Source organism: Clostridium aromativorans, from assembly GCF_020908015.1.
GTDB lineage: Bacteria > Bacillota > Clostridia > Clostridiales > Clostridiaceae > Clostridium_B > Clostridium_B aromativorans.
The window spans coordinates 66,940-86,925 of the sequence record NZ_JAJJPB010000005.1; the positions used below are offsets into that span (position 1 = coordinate 66,940).

Sequence of the window (19,986 nt, forward strand, 5' to 3'; positions counted from 1 at the left end):
AAGAGAGATTATGTATTTTTATCCGATTTACAATAATATAAAAAGAACTGCCTTAAAGTATTTTTAGGCAGTTCTTTAAATACATAGATTAGTTTATTTAATTTCAGTATTTTTTATATTCTGTGAATTATTACTGCTTTTGACGGCGCTTTCATGATGTCCGTGATTTAAAAAGGCGTTGAGAATTACAGCTGTTACAGTTGCTGTTACAATTCCACTACTGAATATGGAATTAAATATCTGAGGAGTATTTTTTAATAAATCTGGAACCATAGTTACTCCAAGACCTAATCCTATAGAACAGGCAACTATCAGCATGTTTGAATTTTTGTTGAAGTCTACGGAAGAAAGCATTTGAATACCTGCAACGGCAACCATTGCAAACATTATGATAGTTGCTCCTCCTATAACAGGCTGAGGAATAATAGTAGCTAAAGCGGCGAATTTCGGAATTAATCCAAGAGCAATGAGGATGATACCAGAAGCCACTACTACGAAACGACTTGTTACCCTGCTCAGAGCTAAAAGACCTAAATTCTGATTGAATGTAGTATAGGGGAATGAATTGAATATGCCACCTAAAAGTGAGGAAATACCCTCTGCTCTTATTCCACGAACAATATCCTTTTCACTTATATCCTTGTCACAGACCCTACCTATTCCAAGGTAGGTACCGGTGGATTCAATCATTACTGTAAGCATTACAAAACACATCATGATTATTGTACCTATGTTGAATTTAGGTATACCAAAACTGAATGGATGTACAAAGCTCAGCCATTTAGCGTTTGTGACTACAGAAAAGTCAACCATACCCATGAAGGATGCTACTATAGTACCAATCACAATACCATTTAAGATAGATATGGATTGAAAAAATCCCTTTAAGTATTTATTTGATAATAAAACTATAACGATTACAAATCCAGCTAATAAAAGATTTTTTATATTTCCAAAATCCTTTACACCACTGCCACCTCCAATACTGGTAGCGCCTACATTGATTAATGAAAGACCGATCATAGTTACGACAGTTCCTATTACTACATTGGGAAAGAGCTTCAATATTTTCCCGTATAGTGGAGCGACCAGAAACATAAATATAGCTGATACTATTATAGCTCCGTAAACCGTTTGCATTCCAAAATTTTTACCGATAATAATTATTGGACCAACTGCTGCAAATGTACATCCCAAAATTGCGGGAAGTCTTATTCCTATAAAGTTTCCAATACCAATAGCTTGTAGTAAAGTTGCGATACCACAGGTAAATAGATCTGCGGCTACCAAAAGCGATAGATGTTGTGGAGTCAGCCCTACAGAGCTGCCAATTACCAAAGGTACTGCTACAGCACCTGCATACATAGCAAGTACATGTTGAAGTCCTAAAGTGGCGAGTTGAGGAATTGGCAGCATTTGATTTACTTTGTCTACTTTTTTTACATCTTTTTCTGTCATGTATAGTCCTCCTTTAAAATATAATCTTTATCTAAGGGCTACCATATTTATTACAGAGTTCAAAGTGAAAGGAGTAAATATCAATTAATGGTAATTTTAGGTAATAACCAAAATCTACCAAAATAGAACGCTGATATTTAAATATGTGCCTAGATAAGTTTTTCTAAGGTTCATATAGGAAAAGCATTCTTTATCCGATAGCTACCTGCTCTAATACTGCCACTTCTATAAGTGACAGATAAGGGCAGCTACGCCCCTGGATAACGATTTCTAAACTTCAGATGGTGTCAAAAACCCTACCTGAAGCAAAGAACTCTGTTTATGCATGAATTCTACTTGAACCTAATGGTTATTTGATATTTATTATTAAAATGGCAATTCTAATATAAATGTAGCATATAAAAGAATTTCCATAAGAGTAAAAGAATTTTAATAAAATTAATTAACTAGTTAGTCAATAAGTTATTACTTCTGATCATACAATATTAAAAAAATATTGTCAATATTTTAGCAATGAAATTATTGTTTAAATAATATATTTTTAAACAATTTTGAAAATATATTTGTAAAATAATTTATACATAAATAGGAAAAAATATTGATTTTATTGATAAAAACTATAGACAGCTTTAATTTTTTAATATATACTTTGATTATCAAAATATTTGATTATCAAAAATTTAAAAGGGGAGAGTTATATGAAATTACCTCCATTGATTATAGGAAATTTGAAAACTACTATACCCATTATTCAAGGCGGTATGGGTGTGGGTATTTCTGGATATAGGCTTGCACAGGCAGTGGCAAATGAAGGTGGTATTGGCGTGATTTCTACAGTGCAGATAGGATACAGAGAACCAGATTTTGAAACAAATACCAAGGAAGCGAATATCAGAGCTTTGAGAAAGGAAATAAGGAAAGCCAGGAAGTTGTCTCCTAAAGGTATAATTGGAGTAAATATCATGGTAGCCATAAGTGACTATGAAGATATGGTAAAAACTTCTATAGAAGAAAAGGTTGATATAATTATATCAGGTGCAGGTCTTCCACTTAGTCTTCCTAGACTTGCGGTAGGGAGTGATGTTAAGCTGGCACCTATAGTTTCTTCAGGGAAAGCAGCTTCTATTATAATAAGAAGCTGGATTAAAAGATATAATAGAATACCGGATGCAATTGTAGTGGAGGGACCAGAAGCAGGAGGACATTTGGGATTTCATCTAGAACAGCTTAAAGAAGGGAAAGAGCATTTGGATGATATAGTGTGCGATGTCATTAAAACTGTGAATTCGTTAAAATGTGAAAAAAATATTCCAGTAATAGCAGCAGGCGGTATTTATACGGGAGGGGATATTGTAAGGTTTTTAAGATTAGGGGCAAGTGGAGTTCAGATGGGAAGTCGTTTTGTGGCTACTGAAGAATGTGATGCACATATAAATTTTAAGAGAGCATATATAAACTCGAGAAAAGAGGATATAAAGATAATAAAAAGTCCTGTAGGCCTTCCTGGAAGAGCTTTGAGAAATAAGTTCATACAAGAAGTTGAAAAAAATAGAATTGTACCCTGTAAATGTTACAATTGCTTAAAAAAATGTGATCCCAATAAGACCCCCTATTGTATATCTGAAGCTTTAATTAATTCAGTCAGGGGGAAAATAGAAAAGGGACTTGTGTTTGTTGGAAGCAACGCCTACAGAATAGATAAGATAGTTAAGGTTAAAGAACTTATAGGGGAACTTATTACAGAAGCAGAGGATCTATATGTAAATGATAAAGCAGTAAATTTGTTAAAGTGGTGATTTGATGAACAAGGGTATAAATATTGTAAATGAATTATTGGTGGATCTTTTTAATGATATTTTAGCAATAGAACAAAAATCTCTTCAATATTCCATATTTAAAGATCTATCTATTACAGAAGTACATACCATAGAAGCTATAGGTATGTATAAACCCAGAACTATGACAGAAGTAGCCTGTCAATTAGATATAACCCTCAGCACTTTAACTACGGCTATAAATCATCTGGTAAAAAAAGAATACGTTATAAGGGAACGCAGCGAGCATGACAGAAGGATTGTATTTATAAAATTGACAAAAAAAGGAAAACTGGCTTTTAGAGTCCATCAAAAATTTCACTCCGATATGGTTAAGGAAACCATAAGAGGATTGACGGAGCAGGAAGAGAAAGTTTTGGTTGAATCACTGGAAAAGCTAAATAATTTCTTTAGATCAAAATATAATCTTAAATCCGGATTGAAGGAGAAGAATAATGAATAAGGTTGAAATTATAGGTACAGGAAGTTATGTACCTTCTAAAATTGTGGATAATAATGAGTTGAGTCATACGGTAGATACGAGTGATGAGTGGATAATAAGTAGAACGGGGATAAAGCAGAGGAGGATATCAGAAGGAGAGGATACTTCAGATATGGCTACGAAGGCTGCAATAAATGCCATAAAATCTGCAAAAATAGAAGTAAGTGATATAGAACTTATAATATTAGCTACAGCTACTCCAGATAATTTTATACCATCAACGTCCTGTATAGTACAAAAAAATATAAAGGCAGTTAATGCAACTTGTTTTGATATATCAGCAGCTTGTTCGGGGCTTATATACGGAATAGATGCAGCTGCACAGTTTATAAGAACAGGAAGGTTTAATACGGCACTTGTTATAGGAGCCGAAACTCTTTCCAAGATAATTGACTGGAAGGATAGAAATACCTGCATCTTATTTGGAGATGGTGCTTCAGCTGTTGTTTTAAGAAAGGGAGAAGAAGAGGGGATACTCTCCATAAAAACAGGTTCGGATGGCAGCAAGGGAAGGGCATTAATCTGCCCGGCAGTACCGGTAAATAATTTTTTATCCGGAAATGAAATGTACTTAAATAAAAGTACGGTGAGCATGGATGGAAAAGAGATATTTAAATTTGCAGTGAAAGTTCTGGTAAAGTTAGTGCAGGAGCTGGCTGATGAATCAAACTGTGATCTAGAAGAAATCAAATATATAATTCCACATCAGGCCAATTATAGAATAATAGAATGTGCTGCTAAAAAATTAGGGATAAACTCAAATAAATTTTATACCAATCTGGATCTTTACGGTAATACGTCGGCTGCCAGCATTGGGATAGCTTTAGATGAAGTATATAAAAAAAGCTTAGTAAAAAGAGGGGATAAAATTCTCATTATAGGCTTTGGAGGAGGATTAACCTATGGAGGAATTATGATTGAGGTATTATAAATTCATAGAGGATTTTGGAGGATAATAATGATAATTCAAAGAATAGAAAAAATAATAGCAGATCAACTTGAGTTGGGAGAAAAGAACATAGATGTAAAAACTTCTTTTGAAGATTTGGGCATAGATTCATTGGAATTATTTCAAATAATAATTGAAGTAGAAGAAGAATTTCAAGTTGAAATAGAAGATGTGGAGGATATAAAAACCATAGGAGATCTAGTAGAGATCGTAAAAGACAAAATTAGAACAGGAGGAAATACTCATGATTAATTATGTATTCCCCGATATAATAGGAGTAAAATATCCGATTATTCAAGGAGGAATGGCATGGATTGCAGATAGCTCTTTGGCAGCAGCAGTATCTAATGCAGGGGGGCTTGGAATAATAACAGGGAATGCACCTATTGAATGGGTGAGAAATGAGATTAGACAGGCAAAGAAGCTTACAGATAAACCCTTTGGTGTAAACATAATGCTCTTGTCAGAGTCTGCAGAAGAGGTAGCTAAAATGGCATGTGAAGAAGGTGTTAGAGTTGTGACCACCGGAGCCGGCAATCCAGGAAAGTATATAGATATGTGGAAGAAGTACAATATAAAGGTTATTCCAGTGGTGGCATCTGTGGCGCTGGCCAAAAGAATGGAAAAAGCAGGAGTGGATGCTGTCATAGCAGAAGGCTGCGAGTCAGGGGGGCATATAGGAGAACTGACTACTATGTCGTTAGTTCCTCAGGTGGTTGATGCCGTGAATATACCTGTAATTGCCGCAGGGGGAATAGGAGACGGAAGAGGAATGGCAGCAGCTTTTATGCTGGGGGCGCAAGGGATTCAGCTTGGAACTAGATTTTTGGTAGCAAAGGAGTGTACGGTTCATCAGAATTATAAAAACAGAGTATTAAATGCCAGAGATATCGATACACAAGTTACAGCCCGAGCTACAGGGCATCCAGTACGTGTTATTAGAAACAAATTAGTGAGAAAATTTCAGCTCTTGGAGAAAAGTGGAGCTGATTTAGAGGAATATGAAAAGCTTGGTAAAGGAGCCTTGTCCAGGGCAGCTCGCGAGGGTGATGTAGATAATGGTTCTGTTATGGCAGGACAGATAGCAGGCCTTGTTTGCAAAGAGCAGAGCTGCAGCGAAATAATAGAGGAAATGCTCAGACAGACAGAAAATGATATTAAAGATGTAAAAAATATATTTGGAGGTAGATTATGGGTAAGATAGCTTTTTTATTTTCGGGTCAAGGAGCCCAATATACAGGTATGGGAAGGGATCTTGCAGATAATATAGAAGTTTCTAGAAAAGTGTTTCAGGAGGCAGACGAAGCAGTGGGGTTTCCCATAAGCGAAATGTGTTTTGAAGGACCACAAGAAGAATTGGATAAAACTGAAAATACTCAGCCGGCAATCTTAACTACCAGTATAGCTGCATTAAGAGCTCTTGAAAGTTTTGATATAAAGGCTGATATTGCGGCAGGATTGAGTTTAGGGGAATACTCTGCACTTGTATGCAGTGGCTCCATGGAGTTTAAGAAAGCGGTTGCTTTAGTGAAAAAAAGGGGAAAATACATGCAAGAGGCAGTGCCTGAAGGTGTTGGAACTATGGCTGCTGTCATGGGATTGGATTACCTGACAATAGAGAATGTCTGCAGGGATTGCGAGACTGTGGGTATAGTTGAACCCTCTAATATAAACTGCCCTGGACAGGTAGTAATTGGAGGGGAGATAAAAGCAGTTGAAGCTGCCTGTCAGCATTTGAAAGAAAAAGGTGCTCGCAGGGTAGTGAAACTTTCGGTAAGTGCACCTTTTCATACATCTATGTTAAAACCGGCAGCAGAAAAACTAGAGTTGGAATTAAATAAATTTAATATAGGGAGATTTTCTATTCCTGTAGTGACAAATGTTACAGGGGAAATTATTAAAAGCTCCAAGGATGTGAAAGCACTGCTGAAAAAACAGGTTATGAGCACAGTTCTTTTTGAAAAGTGTATAAATACCATGCTTAAAGTGGGAGCTGATACTTTTGTGGAGATAGGACCCGGGAAAGTATTGAGTGGATTTGTAAAAAAGATAGATAGGAAAGTTACCTTATTGAATGTTCAAGATATGGATTCTTTAAATAATGCAGTACAAATATTAAAGAATAGATAGGAGAAATGAAATGGATATTGCCAGTAAAAATGTAGCGATAATTACAGGGGCAGCGAAAGGTATTGGAAGGGCTATTGCACTTAGGTTGGCAGAAGATGGATTTGACATAGCGATTAATTACAGAAGTAGTTCAGCTAATGTAAAAGAACTGATGGATGAAATTGAAAATAAGGGCTGTAAAGTGATTGCTGTACAGGGGGATGTAAGCATATTTGAGGAAGCTAAAAATATTATAAAGAGGGCAGTAGAGGTTTTTAAAAGAGTAGATGTCCTCGTAAATAATGCGGGGATAACCCGGGATGGACTGCTTTTGAGGATGAAAGAAAATGACTTTGATAAGGTAATAGAAGTAAATTTAAAGGGCACTTTTAATTGTATAAGGCATGTAAGCCCTGTTATGCTTAAACAGCGAAGCGGGAAAATAATAAATATATCTTCAGTAGTAGGTATAACCGGTAATGCAGGTCAAGTGAATTATTCGGCCGCAAAAGCTGGAATAATAGGAATTACCAAGTCTACGGCTAGGGAATTGGCATCAAGAGGAATAAATGTAAATGCAGTGGCTCCGGGTTTTATAAAAACGGATATGACAAACAGCTTATCAGAAAAAATAAGAGAAAATACGCTGCGTACTATACCGTTGAAAAGGTTTGGGACTGTCTATGATGTAGCAAATGTGGTATCTTTCTTGGCATCATCTGATTCAGACTATATAACGGGTCAGGTAATAAATATAGATGGCGGAATGGTAATGTAAATTTTTAAAGGTCAGGTGATATTTATGAAAAGAGAAGTTGTAATTACAGGATTGGGAGCAGTTACGCCAGTGGGAAATGATGTTAAAACTTTTTGGAATAATATAAAAGACGGGGTTTGTGGAATAGATTTTATCAAAGCATTTGATACGGAGAATTTCAAATCAAAATTAGCAGCTGAAGTGAAAAACTTTGATGCTAATAAAAGCCTAGGAAGGAGAGAGGCTAGAAGACTTGATAGGTTCTCACAATTTGCCCTGGTTTCTGCAGAAGAGGCAGTAGAAGATTCAGGTCTTGATTTAGATGCCATAGATAGATACAGGTTTGGAGTATTAGTAGGTTCCGGTATTGGAGGCATAGGGACAATAGAGGAAGAGCACAGCATCCTTGTGGAAAAAGGGCCTAACAGAATAAGGCCGCTATTTATACCTATGATCATAGGGAACATGGCAGCAGGGAATATAGCTATAAAATTTGGAGCCAAAGGTATATGTACTACGGTAGTATCAGCTTGTGCTACAGGTACTAATGCCATTGGAGAGGCCTACAAGATCATTGAAGATGGAAGGGCCGATATAATGATTGCAGGAGGAGCAGAGGCTTCTATAACACCTCTTTCTATATCGGGATTCATATCATTAACTGCATTGAGCAGAAGTAATGATCCTAAAAGGGCTTCTATTCCATTTGACAGGGAAAGAGGGGGTTTTGTCATGGGGGAAGGCTCAGGTATTGTTGTATTGGAGTCATTAGAGCATGCAAAAAGTAGAAATGCACATATTTACTCTCAAATAGTTGGGTATGGCTCTACCTGCGATGCTTACCACATAACAGCTGTAGCTCCGGATGGAGAAGGAGCAGCAAGAGCTATGAAGATGGCAATAGAGGAAGCAGGAATAGACAAAAGAGAGGTTTCCTATATAAATGCCCATGGAACAGGCACTGTGAGCAATGATAAATCCGAAACCAGGGCTATAAAGAAAGTATTTGAAGATTATGCAAAAGAAATTCCTGTAAGCTCCACGAAATCAATGACAGGACATCTTCTGGGAGCAGCAGGGGCAATAGAAGCCATAATATGTGCTAAATCCATAGAGGATAATTATGTTCCACCTACTATAGGTTATAGAGAAAAAGATGAAGAATGTGATCTTGATTATGTACCTAATAAAGGTAGAAATTTAGAAGTTAAGTATGCTATGTCTAATTCTTTTGGGTTTGGGGGACATAATGCAGTTATTTTATTAAAAAAGTGGAGTGAATAATATGGATTTTGAAGCAATTGAAAATATGATAAAGGTTATGGATAACTCAAAGCTTGGTTATTTAGAAATTAATTGGCAGGATATATCTATAATAATGAAAAAAAAGGGAGAAAAGGGAAATATAAAGCAGATAAATATTGTAAAAGAAAATGAACGTGAAGACAGTATTGCAGCGGGAAAATGTGAAAATAAATGTGAAGAGGAAGAGGGCGATACAGTAAATAAGCTTGAATCAGATAAGAAAGAAAAAAATAATAATGAAGAAGAAGATAATATAAAGGAAGTTACATCACCTATTGTAGGTACTTTTTATAGCTCCCCAGATCCAGAGAAACCTGCTTTTGTAAATGTAGGAAGTAAGGTAAAAAAGGGGGATACTCTATGTGTCATAGAGGCCATGAAACTTATGAATGATATTCAAAGTGAAATAGATGGAGAAGTGGTGGAGATTTTAGCTAAAAATGAGCAAATGGTGGAATATGGGCAGCCCTTGTTTAAAATAAAGACCGATAACTGAAGTTGATTACAGACTCTAGTATTGGAAGATCTATGGAATGGAGGAAAGATATATGGACGAAGACAGGTTTAATGTAAATTTTGGTTTAAAAGAAATAAAGGAAATTATACCGCATAGATATCCATTTTTACTAATAGATAAAGTTACTTATATGGAGCCGGGTAAAAAGGTCACAGCTTATAAAAATGTCACTGGAAATGAGTATTTTTTTCCGGGGCATTTTCCAGAAGAACCTATAATGCCGGGGGTACTCATAATAGAGGCTCTGGCCCAGGCTGGTGCTGTAGCTATACTGAGTAAAAAAGAATTTAAGAATAAAATAGCTTTTTTTGGAGGAATAAATAAGGCAAAATTTAGGAAAAAAGTAGTTCCTGGGGATATACTTAAACTAGAAGTTGAAATTATAAAAATCAAGGGCCCTGCTGGAATGGGAAAAGCAACAGCATATGTTCAAGATAGGAAAGCTGCAGAAGCGGAATTAATTTTTATGATAGGAGACAAAAACTAATTGTCAGGAGTTGAGTTTTAAAAAATGTTTAGTAAGATTTTAATTGCAAACAGGGGAGAAATAGCAGTTAGGATAATTAGAGCCTGTAGAGAAATGGGAATAGAAACTGTGGCTGTATATTCTGAGGCCGATAGAGAGGCACTACATACCCAGTTGGCAGATGAAGCTATTTGTATAGGACCTGCTTCTCCTAGAGAAAGCTATCTAAATGTGCAAAATATAATAAGCGCAACAGTTTTATCTGGTGCTCAGGCTATTCATCCTGGATTTGGATTCTTATCTGAAAATAGTAAATTTGCCAGTATATGTAGAGAGTGTAATATAACTTTTATAGGGCCTTCTCCTGAGTGTATTGAAAGTATGGGTAATAAATCCAATGCCAGGTATATAATGAATAGGAACGGTGTTCCGACTGTGCCGGGATCAGAGGGAGCTGTTACTTCAGGCGAGGAACTTCTGGAGGTAGCCAGGAGGATAAAGTATCCTGTTATGATAAAGGCTTCAGCAGGGGGCGGTGGAAGAGGTATACGAGTTGTATATGCGGAGGCTCAACTTATAAAAAATTATGAAAATGCCAAGCTAGAAGCTAAAAATGCTTTTGGTGATGACACCATATATCTAGAAAAATTTATAGAAAGACCAAAACATATAGAAATTCAGATACTTGCAGATAATTTTGGGAATACGGTTTACCTGGGAGAAAGAGATTGTTCCATGCAGAGGAGAAATCAGAAAGTGCTGGAGGAAACGCCCAGTAAAGTTGTTACAGAAGAACTTAGAAGATCTATGGGGGAAACGGCGGTAAAAGCTGCTAAAGCAGTGCATTATACTAATGCGGGAACGGTAGAGTTCCTTTTAGATAAAAATAATAATTATTATTTTATGGAAATGAACACCCGTATTCAAGTAGAACATGGCATAACTGAAATGGTAACGGGAATAGATCTGGTAAAGGAGCAGATAAAAATTGCAGCTGGAGAAAAACTTGATTTTTGCCAAAATGATGTAAAGATTCACGGACATTCTATAGAATGCAGAATAAATGCGGAGAATGTGCAAAAGGGATTTATACCCTCACCGGGGAAGATAAAAGATCTATACGTACCAGGTGGTTTTAATGTGAGAGTTGACAGTGCAGTTTATTCGGGATATGATATTCCTCCTTATTACGATTCTATGATAGCAAAGCTAATTGTATATGGTAAAAATAGAGAAGAGGCTATATGTAAAATGAAAAGAGCTCTGGGAGAATTTATTATAGAAGGGGTTGATACCAATATAGATTTCCAATTTAAAATCATAAATAGTGATGATTTTGTGAAAGGAATTTATGATACAAAATTTATAGAAAATAATTTGACAGGTTAGAGCCATATTTTTGTTTTATGCAATAAAGTTAGCTGGTAATTAAGTTAAGCAACCAACTCAATAAAAGAGGTGATAGATTTTGTTGGATAAATTATTTAAAAAAACAAAGTATATTACAGTAAGTCAGAAGGCTCTAAGTAATATTGATAATAGCTTAAGTAAAAGACCAAGTATACCAAGCGGTGCTTGGGTAAAATGCGGTAACTGCGGTAAAATATTGTATAGAAAGGATTTAAAGAACAATTATAGTATATGTCAATATTGCAATCACCATTTTAGAATAAATGCAAGAGAAAGAATTGATCTTATAGCCGATAGGGAGAGCTTTTATGAATTTGATAAAAATATGACTTCAGCTAATCCCATAGAATTTAAGGGGTATAGGGATAAAATTAAAAATATGCAGAAAAAGACTAATATGGCGGAGGCAGTAATAACAGGACAATGTACTATATTTAAAGAACCATCGGTTATATGTGTAATGGACAGTAATTTTATGATGGGAAGTATGGGTTCTGTAGTAGGAGAAAAAATAACCAGGGCAGTGGAAAGAGCCATAAAGCTAAAATTTCCATTGATTATTTTTACAGCTTCCGGAGGAGCGAGAATGCAGGAAGGTATTTTTTCGCTTATGCAAATGGCCAAGATAAGTGGAGCCATTTCCAGACTGAATGCAAATGGCCTCCTTTATATACCTGTACTTACGGATCCAACTACAGGTGGAGTCACAGCTAGTTTTGCCATGCTTGGAGATATAATATTAGCTGAACCTGGTGCACTTGTGGGATTTGCCGGAAAAAGAGTAATAGAGCAGACTATAAAACAAAAACTTCCCGAGGGATTTCAAAGCTCTGAATTTCTATTGCAGCATGGTTTTATAGACAGTATAGTTTCAAGAGAAGATTTAAAAGGAACTCTGGGAAAGATACTGTCGATTCACAGCAGAAATAGGTAATATTTTAAAATTTTTTATGTAAATTTTCTAAAGGAAAGGAAGCTCTCGTATGGAAAAATTGGGAAGGGTTCAAAAAATTTTGAATAGGAAGCTTGATGTTAAGGATGCATGGAGAAGGGTGACTTTAGCTAGGATGTTGGAAAGACCAACTTCTTTAGATTATATAAAAAATGTATTTGATTCTTTTATGGAACTTCATGGTGACAGATATTTCGGAGATGATCTCTCCGTAGTTGGAGGTATTGCACTTTTGGATGGAGAACCTGTAACTGTAGTAGCCCAGCAAAAGGGTAGAAATACTGAAGAGAATATTAAGAGGAATTTTGGTATGCCAAATCCTGAGGGATATAGGAAAGGTTTAAGACTCATGAAGCAAGCGGATAAATTTGATAGACCTATTATATGTTTTGTAGATACTCCGGGAGCTTTTTGTGGAATGGAAGCAGAAGAAAGGGGACAGGGAGAAGCCATAGCAAGAAATCTGATGGATATATTTAATCTGAAAGTGCCTATAATATCCTTAATAATAGGAGAAGGTGGCAGTGGAGGGGCTTTGGCTTTTGCCGTGGCAGATTCGGTGTGGATGCTGGAAAATTCCATATATTCTGTTTTATCTCCAGAGGGATTTGCAGGTATACTTTGGAAGGATGCCTCCAGAGCTAAAGAGGCAGCAGCGGTTATGAAAATCACAGCTCAAGATTTAAAAAAATATGGTATAATAGATAAAGTATTAAAAGAACCTGTAGGTGGAGCGCAGAAAGATGTAAGAAAGATATCTAAAGTTATAAAAGGTCAGTTTATAGAAGAAATAGGTATACTTAGAAAGCGTTCTAGGAAGGAATTGTTAGAAGAAAGGTATAATAAATTTAGATGCATTGGAAAATTTATAGAATAGATAATTAAATTATCATATTTTAATATAGAGGTGAATTTCATGGGAATTAAATTGTTGTGTACGCGTAATTTTGGCGATAAAAATATTGCCAATATAAAAAAATTAGGATACGATGTAAAGATCGTAGGGGAAAATGGAGCTCGCTATACAGAGAATATGAAGGATACAGAAGTACTGCTCTGTTATGATCCATTTAAGACCCTGGATATAAGCGGCATGAAAAATTTAAAATGGATACAGTTATTCAGTATCGGTATAGATCAGCTTCCCATGGATGTAGTTAAAAAAAATCATATATTAATTACCAACAATAAGGGTGGATACAGCATACCCATGGGTGAATGGATAGTATTAAAGATATTGGAAATGCTTAGACACAGCAGAAGGTTTTATGAAAATCAGCGGAACAGATTGTGGAAATTGGATACCGGTATATTGGAATTATGGGGTAAAACCGTAGGCTTTATTGGAACTGGAAGTATAGCAAAGGAAGCCGCCAAAAGATTGGTAGCATTTGATGTAAAAATAGTAGGATTGAATACAAAAGGCGAAGATGTAGCTTACTTTAACCAGTGTTTTTCATCGGAGCAAATAAAGGACATGTTGAAATTATGTGATATAGTTGTGATAACCATTCCCTATACTAAAAAAACATGTCATATGATAGATGGTAGTGCATTTAGAGCTATGAAAAATGGGGTCTATATAGTAAATACAGCAAGAGGTTCTATAATGGATGAAAGTGCCTTTATAGAGAATGTAAAGAATAAAAAGATATTAGGAGCAGCCTTAGATGTGGTGGAAGAAGAACCTTTAGATAAGGATAATCCTCTTTGGGAATTTGAAAATGTAATAATAACGCCACATAATTCCTGGGTGTCTGAAAGGGCTGACATTAGAAGATTTAATATGATATATAATAATTTAAAAAGATATGTATCAGGAGATAAATTAGATAACTTAGTAGATGTATACAGGGGTTATTGAAAAATATAAAGAGCTTTAAATGAAAGCAAGATACACTAGAGAGGGGAGATATATCTGGACCTACTAGTGTATCTTTATTAGCTTGTAAGAATTATTGATTTTAATTTACAGAGGGGGATGTAGTTGTGGGTGGCACGAAAGTTCTGGCTGCAAGCTCCTGATCATACAGGTAGAGTGCAGCTGGATTATCTCCTATCCTTTTTAATGTTTGAATGGCATTGTTGAATGTATCTTCCTCTTCTACCTGTTCATTGATAAACCATTGAAGCAAAGCTATTGAAGCATAATCCTTATCTTCACTGGCTATAGACATTAAATTATTAATTCTTGAAGTGACTATTTGTTCATGCTTTAAGGCAGTTTCAAAAACTTCAAGTGGTGATTCGTAGTCATTTTTAGGATCGCTAAATCCTTTTATGGTAATATTGCCACCTACTTGATTTAAGTAGTCAAAAAATTTTGATGCATGGAAATTTTCTTCCTGTATCTGAACTTTAAAGAAGTTGACAAAACCATTTAGATTTTGTCTTGCAAAATATGCTTCCATGGCCAAATAAATATTAGCAGAATAATATTCAAAGTTTATCTGATCGTTTATAGCTTTTTCTAATCTTTTGCTTAGCATAATAATACCTCCTAAATTAAATTGTTATCATATAATAGTATATATTATATGATAACATATAATAATCCAATGTTCAAATACTTAATGAACATTAAGGTTTTAATATTGTTTAAGGAAGCAATTTATTTATATTTATTGTACCGGCACCTTGATACCATTTAGGAATATTTAAAAGATCACAAGATATTTTAAGAAGTGACATTAAATCATTAAAAGTGAGATCAGGATTGTTTTCGTACAGGAGAGCACATATACCGCTTACGTATGCTGCTGAACAAGAAGTACCTGTATAACAAGTATAGGGATTTCCCAAAGGTTTTGGATATATTTTCATTCCATTTCTTTCTGATATATATTCTGGACTGGAATTTATGGAACATATATTTACACAAGCAGCGGTTAAATCAGGTTTTCCGATTTTATCTACAGGTCCGCAGGAAGAATATTCATAAGGTTTAATTATATTAGCACTTGTATCTATACCAGATACTGTTATGCAGTTATCAAGAATAGCTATACCTCTTATGCTTCCCTGAAGGTTGCCGCAGTGGCCTGAAGGTACTATAACAGTTATATTCATTTTTACTGCTATCTGAAAAGCTTTTTCAAATAGAGATAATATAAAATGATTATTTGCACATAATTCAAAAGGGAGGCAAATTATCTTTATGTTTTCATTTTCACTATCATTTAGAAGAAGCTGAATAGAAAATAAGATATCTGATACTAGTCCCTTTCCGAGGGCATTGAAAGCCTTTATTGAATAAATATTGCTGTTTTCGGCAACACCCCTATATATTCCACCGGATTCATTTCCATTTCCACATATGATTCCACTCATAAAAGTTCCGTGCCCATTGTCATCGTAGGGATGTTTATATCCTTTTATTAAGTCTATAAATTTTTTGATTTTATTTTTAGGGCTTAAAAGATCAGGATGGGGATAGACACCTGAATCCACTATGCCTATACATATGCCTTTTCCCGTAAGACGATACTTTTCTCCAGATATTATACCATTTGAAACAAGTACACTTTTGCCAGCACATAATAGAGCGAGACAATCATCTTCTATATGTCTTACCTGTGGTAATTCTATTAGTCTATTTATGGCATTAGGTGTTAAGATGGCACTTATACAATTTATAATTGGTATAACATGAAGTAATTTTCCTTTGTATATTTTTATTTTTTTTTCTATAGTCTCTGGAAGTGAAGTATATTGTAATATTATCCTATAGTTTTTATATAAATTTTTATCTATTGATGATTTCAAATTGGATCCTAATTTATTTTTAATGGAAAACATACTATTCCCCTTAAAATTATTTATAATATATTATAATAATTATTATAATATATGTGCTCCGGCTGAAAATAATTAAATGTATAAATAGTTATTTTATAGCAAAAGTTTTTTTACACAGATCAAAAAAAGCTTTTGCTGTTGGAGTAAGAGTTCTCTTAGAACTTAAAATTAAATATATTGCCCTGTTTAAAGATATATTTTTTAATTTACTTTCTTTTATGACTCCCCAGGATATATAATCTCTAAAGACTTGATTTGAAACTACTGCTATACCTAATCCATTTTTTACAAATTGAATAAGTGTGTCTAAATTATTTACTTCAAAATAGGAATTTATATTTGAAATATTGTATCCGTTTTCCTGGAGAATATCCTCAAAAGTTTTTCTAGTGGCAGAACCTTTTTCACGCAGTATGAAATTATACTTAAAAAGCGAAACTATATCTATGATGTCTGGAATATTAAATGAAGGAGGAGATATTATAACTAACTCGTCTTTAGTCAATTTATAACTTTTAATTTTTTCATCATTTACCGGTTCACCTACGAGACCAATTTCACAGTCAAATTTTATTATATTTTTAATTATTTCGGCAGAACTTAATTCTAAAACATCAAAGGTTACCTCAGGATATATACTGTGAAAATTTTTTATTAGAGAAGGAACTAAGGCATTGCATGGTGTTGTACTGGCGGCTAATTTAAGTTTACCACTTATAGTCTTATTAAAATTTACTAAGGTATGTATAGCTTTATCACGTGTATTTAAAATCTCTATGGCAAATTTTAAAAAAGACTCTCCAGCAGGAGTCAATAATACCTCTTTTGAAGTCCTGTCAAAAAGTTGTACTTTTAGTTCTTTTTCTAGAATGGAAATATGAGAACTAATAGCAGGCTGTGACAAGAATATGGAGTTTGCAGCCTTTGAAAAACTTTTAAACTTAGCTACATTTATAAAGGCCTCTATTTGTTTAAAATCCATTTTTAAGCATCCCCCCTAAGAACAAACTGATTTATTTTAATTAATTTATGTTTCTTCATTAATTATATAGTTATCTTTAAAATTAGTCTAATATATTTAAATATTTATCAACCCTTCCATTTTAGCACTAATATGCCTATAATCATAATTATTATTCCAGCTATTTTATTGAAAGTGAAATTGATTTTCTGAGAATCAAACAGACCCCAAAAGTCGATTAAAGCTGCTGCTAGCAATTGAGATACAAGAATTATTGAAATAGAATGAGTTGTACCTAAAGATTTAATTCCCTGCATCACAGTAAAGGTTATAATTACTCCAAATACGCCACCTAAAAAATATAATTTTTTACAGCAATTTATATTTCCCCAGTTTTCCTTTCCGGATGATAAAACTATTATTAGTGTTATTATAAACCCAACACCCTGGACTATTGTATTCGTAGCCCAGAGACCTATTTTTTCACTGAGTCTGGTATTGAAGACACCTTGAATACTCATGCTTATTCCAGCTATTATTGAATATAGTATGCCAAGCATAAATTATCACCTTCCACAATTTAGTTTAACCATAATGGGGCTATATATTTAATAGTTCTATTTATAAAATCTGGAAGGGATCAAAAATATTCTCAAGATGATAGATCTTGAGAATATTAAAAGTCAATTATAATTGGATCTCTTAATTATAAAAGAATTATTATAATAGGCATCTTCTATTTCTTTTAGTGAAAATCCTAATTTGTTTCCTAAACTTATGAAATCTTCAAACAGAGTTATGTAATGATCTTTAGAAGAAGATATTACAAAATCATTTATATCAATATATAGGTTTAAAAATTGTGATGTCATATCATATTCATTAGGTTTTATTTTTACGTTAATATCTGTAAATCCCTTTTCAATACCTAAAGTCAGCATAAAACACAGGGAATTTATATAGCTTTTTAAAATTAAATTTTTATTTATAGTTTTATCATTACTCCAAAAGTTAAAACATTGAGTTTCATTAGCTAATTCGGCCATTTTTACTTGAAGTGCAAGGGTTTTTTTTGAAATTAAAGAAGTTTTATCAACAGAAATGTTTTTTTTAATTCTCTGATCCAAATTTTCTTGTAATTCAAATAATTTTGTGAGGTTCATAAATAGGCTTCCTTTCTTTCTATATTTATATAATTTTTAAAAAGTTTTTATAAGTACTTTTTTACTTAATTATATTTTAACTAAATTTGATAGATATTGAAACAATGTGCAACCGGTTACAACAAAAATTTCAAGAAATTTTTTAGAATCTAAAATATAAATATAAATTGTAAACCTATTTAAAACCAGAAGTTTTAATTGCTTTTGAATGTTATTTGTAACAAAAGAAAGGTTTATTCAAAATTTTATTTTGAATAAACCTTTCCTTATTTATTTTAAAAGTATAAATTTATATATTAAAATTCAGCAGAACCAGTAGTTCTGGGGAATGGTATTACGTCTCTTATGTTGGACATTCCAGTTATATACATAATTATTCTTTCAAATCCCAGCCCAAAGCCAGAATGTTTTGTCTCCCCGTATTTTCTAAGTTCTAAATACCACCAGTAGTCTTTTTTATTGAGGCCGAGTTCCTCTATTCTTTTTTCCAGTACATCATATCTTTCTTCTCTTTGGCTTCCCCCAACTATTTCACCAACTCCTGGAACTAATAGATCGGCAGCAGCTACTGTCTTTCCATCCTCATTTTGTCTCATATAAAAGGCCTTTATCTCCTTTGGATAATCAGTTACAAATATAGGTTTATTAAATACTTTTTCAGTTAAATATCTTTCGTGTTCTGTTTGGAGATCAATTCCCCACTCCACTGGATACTGAAATTTTTCTCCGCTTTTTTTAAGGATATCTACAGCTTCAGTATAAGTTATTCTGTCAAAACTTGAGTTAACTACATTATCCAACCTATTAAATAGATCTTTATCTATAAATGAATTAAAAAATTCCATTTCTTCAGGAGCGTTTTCAAGTACGTATTTTATCACATATTTTACTAAATCTTCAGCTACGTCCATATAATCTTTTAGTTCAGCGAAAGCCATTTCTGGTTCTATCATCCAAAATTCAGCAGCATGTCTTGCTGTATTTGAGTCCTCGGCTCTAAATGTGGGTCCAAAAGTGTATACGTTTCTGAAAGCCAGGGCCATGGTTTCAGCAGATAGCTGACCGCTTACAGTTAAATTAGTTTCCTTGCCAAAAAAATCCTTGGAAAAATCTACGGTTCCATCTTCTTTTTTAGGTATGCTGCCTAGATCAAATGAAGTTACTTTAAACATTTCACCGGCGCCTTCACAGTCACTTCCCGTTATTATAGGAGTATTTGCGTATACGAAACCTCTCTCTTGAAAGAATTTATGGACGGCATAGGCTGCTATAGAGCGAACTCTAAATACTGCAGAAAAAGTATTGCTTCTAGGCCTTAAATGAGCTATAGTTCTCAAATATTCAAGAGTATGTCTTTTCTTTTGAAGCGGATAATCTGGAGCTGAATTGCCTTCTAAAATTATTTTACTGGCTTTAAGTTCAAAAGGCTGTTTTGCATCTGGAGTAAGAACTAATATACCTTCAACTAAGAGTGATGAGCTAATGGCCAATTTTGATATCTGTTTAAAATTTTCAAGTGTATTATCAAAAACTATTTGAATATTCTTGAAAAATGATCCGTCGTTTAATTCTATAAATCCAAATGATTTAGAATCTCTTATTGTTCTAATCCAGCCTGAAATTTGAATATTTTTGCCCGAAAATTTTTCACTTTCCCTGTACAGAGATTTTACTAATGTTGTTTTCATAGTGTCCTCCTTTGTAAACATATTATATTTTGAATTATTAATAAAAAAAGCCCTTCGTCCTTAAAGGGACGAAAGACTTTACTCGCGGTACCACCCAATTTGCCATAAAATATGACCAACTTTAAGATAACAACATA

21 protein-coding genes and 1 other annotated feature (1 of these 22 only partly in view) are annotated in these 19,986 nt (G+C 34.0%); of the genes, 14 read left to right on the forward strand and 7 right to left on the reverse strand.

The genetic code is table 11. The features are described from left to right. Positions 1–93: 93 nt before the first annotated feature. The gene (locus tag LN736_RS06355) at positions 94–1,458 is read right to left on the reverse strand and encodes a nucleobase:cation symporter-2 family protein (protein ID WP_150358476.1); all 1,365 of its coding nucleotides are present in this window, start codon (positions 1,456–1,458) and stop codon (positions 94–96) included. A 698-nt stretch (positions 1,459–2,156) separates the two neighbouring features. On the opposite strand from LN736_RS06355, the gene LN736_RS06360 reads away from it, so the two are divergent. From LN736_RS06360 to LN736_RS06425, 14 genes are all read left to right on the forward strand, one after another. Next, complete coding sequence (locus LN736_RS06360) at positions 2,157–3,254, forward strand: NAD(P)H-dependent flavin oxidoreductase (protein ID WP_179978194.1); 1,098 nt, start codon at positions 2,157–2,159, stop codon at positions 3,252–3,254. Positions 3,255–3,258: 4 nt separating this feature from the next. After that, positions 3,259–3,735, forward strand: coding sequence for a MarR family winged helix-turn-helix transcriptional regulator (locus tag LN736_RS06365; protein ID WP_150358366.1), 477 nt, complete (start codon positions 3,259–3,261; stop codon positions 3,733–3,735). Further along, on the forward strand, positions 3,728–4,705 hold the full coding sequence (locus LN736_RS06370; protein ID WP_150358365.1) for a beta-ketoacyl-ACP synthase III: 978 nt from the start codon (positions 3,728–3,730) through the stop codon (positions 4,703–4,705). The genes LN736_RS06365 and LN736_RS06370 overlap by 8 nt, the downstream gene beginning before the upstream one ends. A 27-nt stretch (positions 4,706–4,732) precedes the next feature. After that, the gene (locus LN736_RS06375; RefSeq protein WP_229981234.1) at positions 4,733–4,975 is read left to right on the forward strand and encodes an acyl carrier protein; all 243 of its coding nucleotides are present in this window, start codon (positions 4,733–4,735) and stop codon (positions 4,973–4,975) included. Continuing rightward, on the forward strand, positions 4,968–5,927 hold the full coding sequence (fabK, locus tag LN736_RS06380; RefSeq protein ID WP_229981235.1) for an enoyl-[acyl-carrier-protein] reductase FabK: 960 nt from the start codon (positions 4,968–4,970) through the stop codon (positions 5,925–5,927). The genes LN736_RS06375 and fabK overlap by 8 nt, the downstream gene beginning before the upstream one ends. Next, positions 5,915–6,853 carry an ACP S-malonyltransferase gene (gene fabD, locus LN736_RS06385; RefSeq protein ID WP_150358362.1) on the forward strand — a complete coding sequence of 313 codons (939 nt, stop codon included), beginning with the start codon at positions 5,915–5,917 and terminating at the stop codon, positions 6,851–6,853. The genes fabK and fabD overlap by 13 nt, the downstream gene beginning before the upstream one ends. Positions 6,854–6,863: 10 nt before the next feature. Beyond that, entirely contained in the window at positions 6,864–7,610 is a 747-nt protein-coding gene (gene fabG / locus LN736_RS06390; RefSeq protein ID WP_150358361.1) for a 3-oxoacyl-[acyl-carrier-protein] reductase, read from the forward strand. Positions 7,611–7,634: 24 nt separating this feature from the next. Continuing rightward, positions 7,635–8,873: a beta-ketoacyl-ACP synthase II gene (gene fabF / locus LN736_RS06395; RefSeq protein WP_179978193.1), complete on the forward strand. Its 1,239-nt coding sequence runs from the start codon at positions 7,635–7,637 to the stop codon at positions 8,871–8,873. 1 nt (position 8,874) lies between these two features. Continuing rightward, on the forward strand, positions 8,875–9,390 hold the full coding sequence (gene accB, locus LN736_RS06400; RefSeq protein WP_150358359.1) for an acetyl-CoA carboxylase biotin carboxyl carrier protein: 516 nt from the start codon (positions 8,875–8,877) through the stop codon (positions 9,388–9,390). Between the two features lie 52 nt (positions 9,391–9,442). After that, positions 9,443–9,898 carry a 3-hydroxyacyl-ACP dehydratase FabZ gene (fabZ, locus tag LN736_RS06405; RefSeq protein ID WP_150358358.1) on the forward strand — a complete coding sequence of 152 codons (456 nt, stop codon included), beginning with the start codon at positions 9,443–9,445 and terminating at the stop codon, positions 9,896–9,898. A 24-nt stretch (positions 9,899–9,922) separates the two neighbouring features. After that, positions 9,923–11,266: an acetyl-CoA carboxylase biotin carboxylase subunit gene (locus LN736_RS06410; protein ID WP_150358357.1), complete on the forward strand. Its 1,344-nt coding sequence runs from the start codon at positions 9,923–9,925 to the stop codon at positions 11,264–11,266. A 79-nt stretch (positions 11,267–11,345) separates the two neighbouring features. After that, a complete protein-coding gene (gene accD, locus LN736_RS06415) occupies positions 11,346–12,221 on the forward strand; it encodes an acetyl-CoA carboxylase, carboxyltransferase subunit beta (protein ID WP_150358356.1) in 876 nt (291 codons plus the stop codon). Positions 12,222–12,270: 49 nt separating this feature from the next. Next, the gene (locus LN736_RS06420) at positions 12,271–13,116 is read left to right on the forward strand and encodes an acetyl-CoA carboxylase carboxyltransferase subunit alpha (RefSeq protein ID WP_150358355.1); all 846 of its coding nucleotides are present in this window, start codon (positions 12,271–12,273) and stop codon (positions 13,114–13,116) included. 39 nt (positions 13,117–13,155) lie between these two features. Further along, the gene (locus tag LN736_RS06425) at positions 13,156–14,103 is read left to right on the forward strand and encodes a phosphoglycerate dehydrogenase (protein WP_179978192.1); all 948 of its coding nucleotides are present in this window, start codon (positions 13,156–13,158) and stop codon (positions 14,101–14,103) included. A gap of 100 nt (positions 14,104–14,203) precedes the next feature. On the opposite strand, the gene LN736_RS06430 is transcribed toward LN736_RS06425, so the two are convergent. The 6 genes from LN736_RS06430 to asnS form a co-directional block, all read right to left on the reverse strand. Next, positions 14,204–14,728, reverse strand: coding sequence for a ferritin (locus tag LN736_RS06430; RefSeq protein ID WP_150358353.1), 525 nt, complete (start codon positions 14,726–14,728; stop codon positions 14,204–14,206). Positions 14,729–14,837: 109 nt separating this feature from the next. Continuing rightward, positions 14,838–16,037, reverse strand: coding sequence for a S8 family serine peptidase (locus tag LN736_RS06435; RefSeq protein WP_179978191.1), 1,200 nt, complete (start codon positions 16,035–16,037; stop codon positions 14,838–14,840). Between the two features lie 88 nt (positions 16,038–16,125). Further along, complete coding sequence (locus LN736_RS06440) at positions 16,126–17,019, reverse strand: selenium metabolism-associated LysR family transcriptional regulator (protein ID WP_229981236.1); 894 nt, start codon at positions 17,017–17,019, stop codon at positions 16,126–16,128. Positions 17,020–17,126: 107 nt separating this feature from the next. Next, positions 17,127–17,558 carry a DMT family transporter gene (locus LN736_RS06445; protein ID WP_150359037.1) on the reverse strand — a complete coding sequence of 144 codons (432 nt, stop codon included), beginning with the start codon at positions 17,556–17,558 and terminating at the stop codon, positions 17,127–17,129. A 123-nt stretch (positions 17,559–17,681) separates the two neighbouring features. Beyond that, a complete protein-coding gene (locus tag LN736_RS06450) occupies positions 17,682–18,161 on the reverse strand; it encodes a dUTP diphosphatase (RefSeq protein ID WP_229981237.1) in 480 nt (159 codons plus the stop codon). Between the two features lie 296 nt (positions 18,162–18,457). Beyond that, positions 18,458–19,849 carry an asparagine--tRNA ligase gene (asnS, locus tag LN736_RS06455; protein ID WP_150357999.1) on the reverse strand — a complete coding sequence of 464 codons (1,392 nt, stop codon included), beginning with the start codon at positions 19,847–19,849 and terminating at the stop codon, positions 18,458–18,460. A gap of 61 nt (positions 19,850–19,910) precedes the next feature. Beyond that, positions 19,911–19,986: a binding site (T-box leader), on the reverse strand (it continues 171 nt past the right edge of the window).

Coding starts and splice junctions, on each gene's coding strand:
- LN736_RS06355 (WP_150358476.1), bottom strand. CDS start 1,458: ATGACAGAAAAAGATGTAAAAAAAGTAGACAAAGTAAATCAAATGCTG.
- LN736_RS06360 (WP_179978194.1), top strand. CDS start 2,157: ATGAAATTACCTCCATTGATTATAGGAAATTTGAAAACTACTATACCC.
- LN736_RS06365 (WP_150358366.1), top strand. CDS start 3,259: ATGAACAAGGGTATAAATATTGTAAATGAATTATTGGTGGATCTTTTT.
- LN736_RS06370 (WP_150358365.1), top strand. CDS start 3,728: ATGAATAAGGTTGAAATTATAGGTACAGGAAGTTATGTACCTTCTAAA.
- LN736_RS06375 (WP_229981234.1), top strand. CDS start 4,733: ATGATAATTCAAAGAATAGAAAAAATAATAGCAGATCAACTTGAGTTG.
- fabK (WP_229981235.1), top strand. CDS start 4,968: ATGATTAATTATGTATTCCCCGATATAATAGGAGTAAAATATCCGATT.
- fabD (WP_150358362.1), top strand. CDS start 5,915: ATGGGTAAGATAGCTTTTTTATTTTCGGGTCAAGGAGCCCAATATACA.
- fabG (WP_150358361.1), top strand. CDS start 6,864: ATGGATATTGCCAGTAAAAATGTAGCGATAATTACAGGGGCAGCGAAA.
- fabF (WP_179978193.1), top strand. CDS start 7,635: ATGAAAAGAGAAGTTGTAATTACAGGATTGGGAGCAGTTACGCCAGTG.
- accB (WP_150358359.1), top strand. CDS start 8,875: ATGGATTTTGAAGCAATTGAAAATATGATAAAGGTTATGGATAACTCA.
- fabZ (WP_150358358.1), top strand. CDS start 9,443: ATGGACGAAGACAGGTTTAATGTAAATTTTGGTTTAAAAGAAATAAAG.
- LN736_RS06410 (WP_150358357.1), top strand. CDS start 9,923: ATGTTTAGTAAGATTTTAATTGCAAACAGGGGAGAAATAGCAGTTAGG.
- LN736_RS06420 (WP_150358355.1), top strand. CDS start 12,271: ATGGAAAAATTGGGAAGGGTTCAAAAAATTTTGAATAGGAAGCTTGAT.
- LN736_RS06425 (WP_179978192.1), top strand. CDS start 13,156: ATGGGAATTAAATTGTTGTGTACGCGTAATTTTGGCGATAAAAATATT.
- LN736_RS06430 (WP_150358353.1), bottom strand. CDS start 14,728: ATGCTAAGCAAAAGATTAGAAAAAGCTATAAACGATCAGATAAACTTT.
- LN736_RS06435 (WP_179978191.1), bottom strand. CDS start 16,037: ATGTTTTCCATTAAAAATAAATTAGGATCCAATTTGAAATCATCAATA.
- LN736_RS06440 (WP_229981236.1), bottom strand. CDS start 17,019: ATGGATTTTAAACAAATAGAGGCCTTTATAAATGTAGCTAAGTTTAAA.
- LN736_RS06445 (WP_150359037.1), bottom strand. CDS start 17,558: ATGCTTGGCATACTATATTCAATAATAGCTGGAATAAGCATGAGTATT.
- LN736_RS06450 (WP_229981237.1), bottom strand. CDS start 18,161: ATGAACCTCACAAAATTATTTGAATTACAAGAAAATTTGGATCAGAGA.
- asnS (WP_150357999.1), bottom strand. CDS start 19,849: ATGAAAACAACATTAGTAAAATCTCTGTACAGGGAAAGTGAAAAATTT.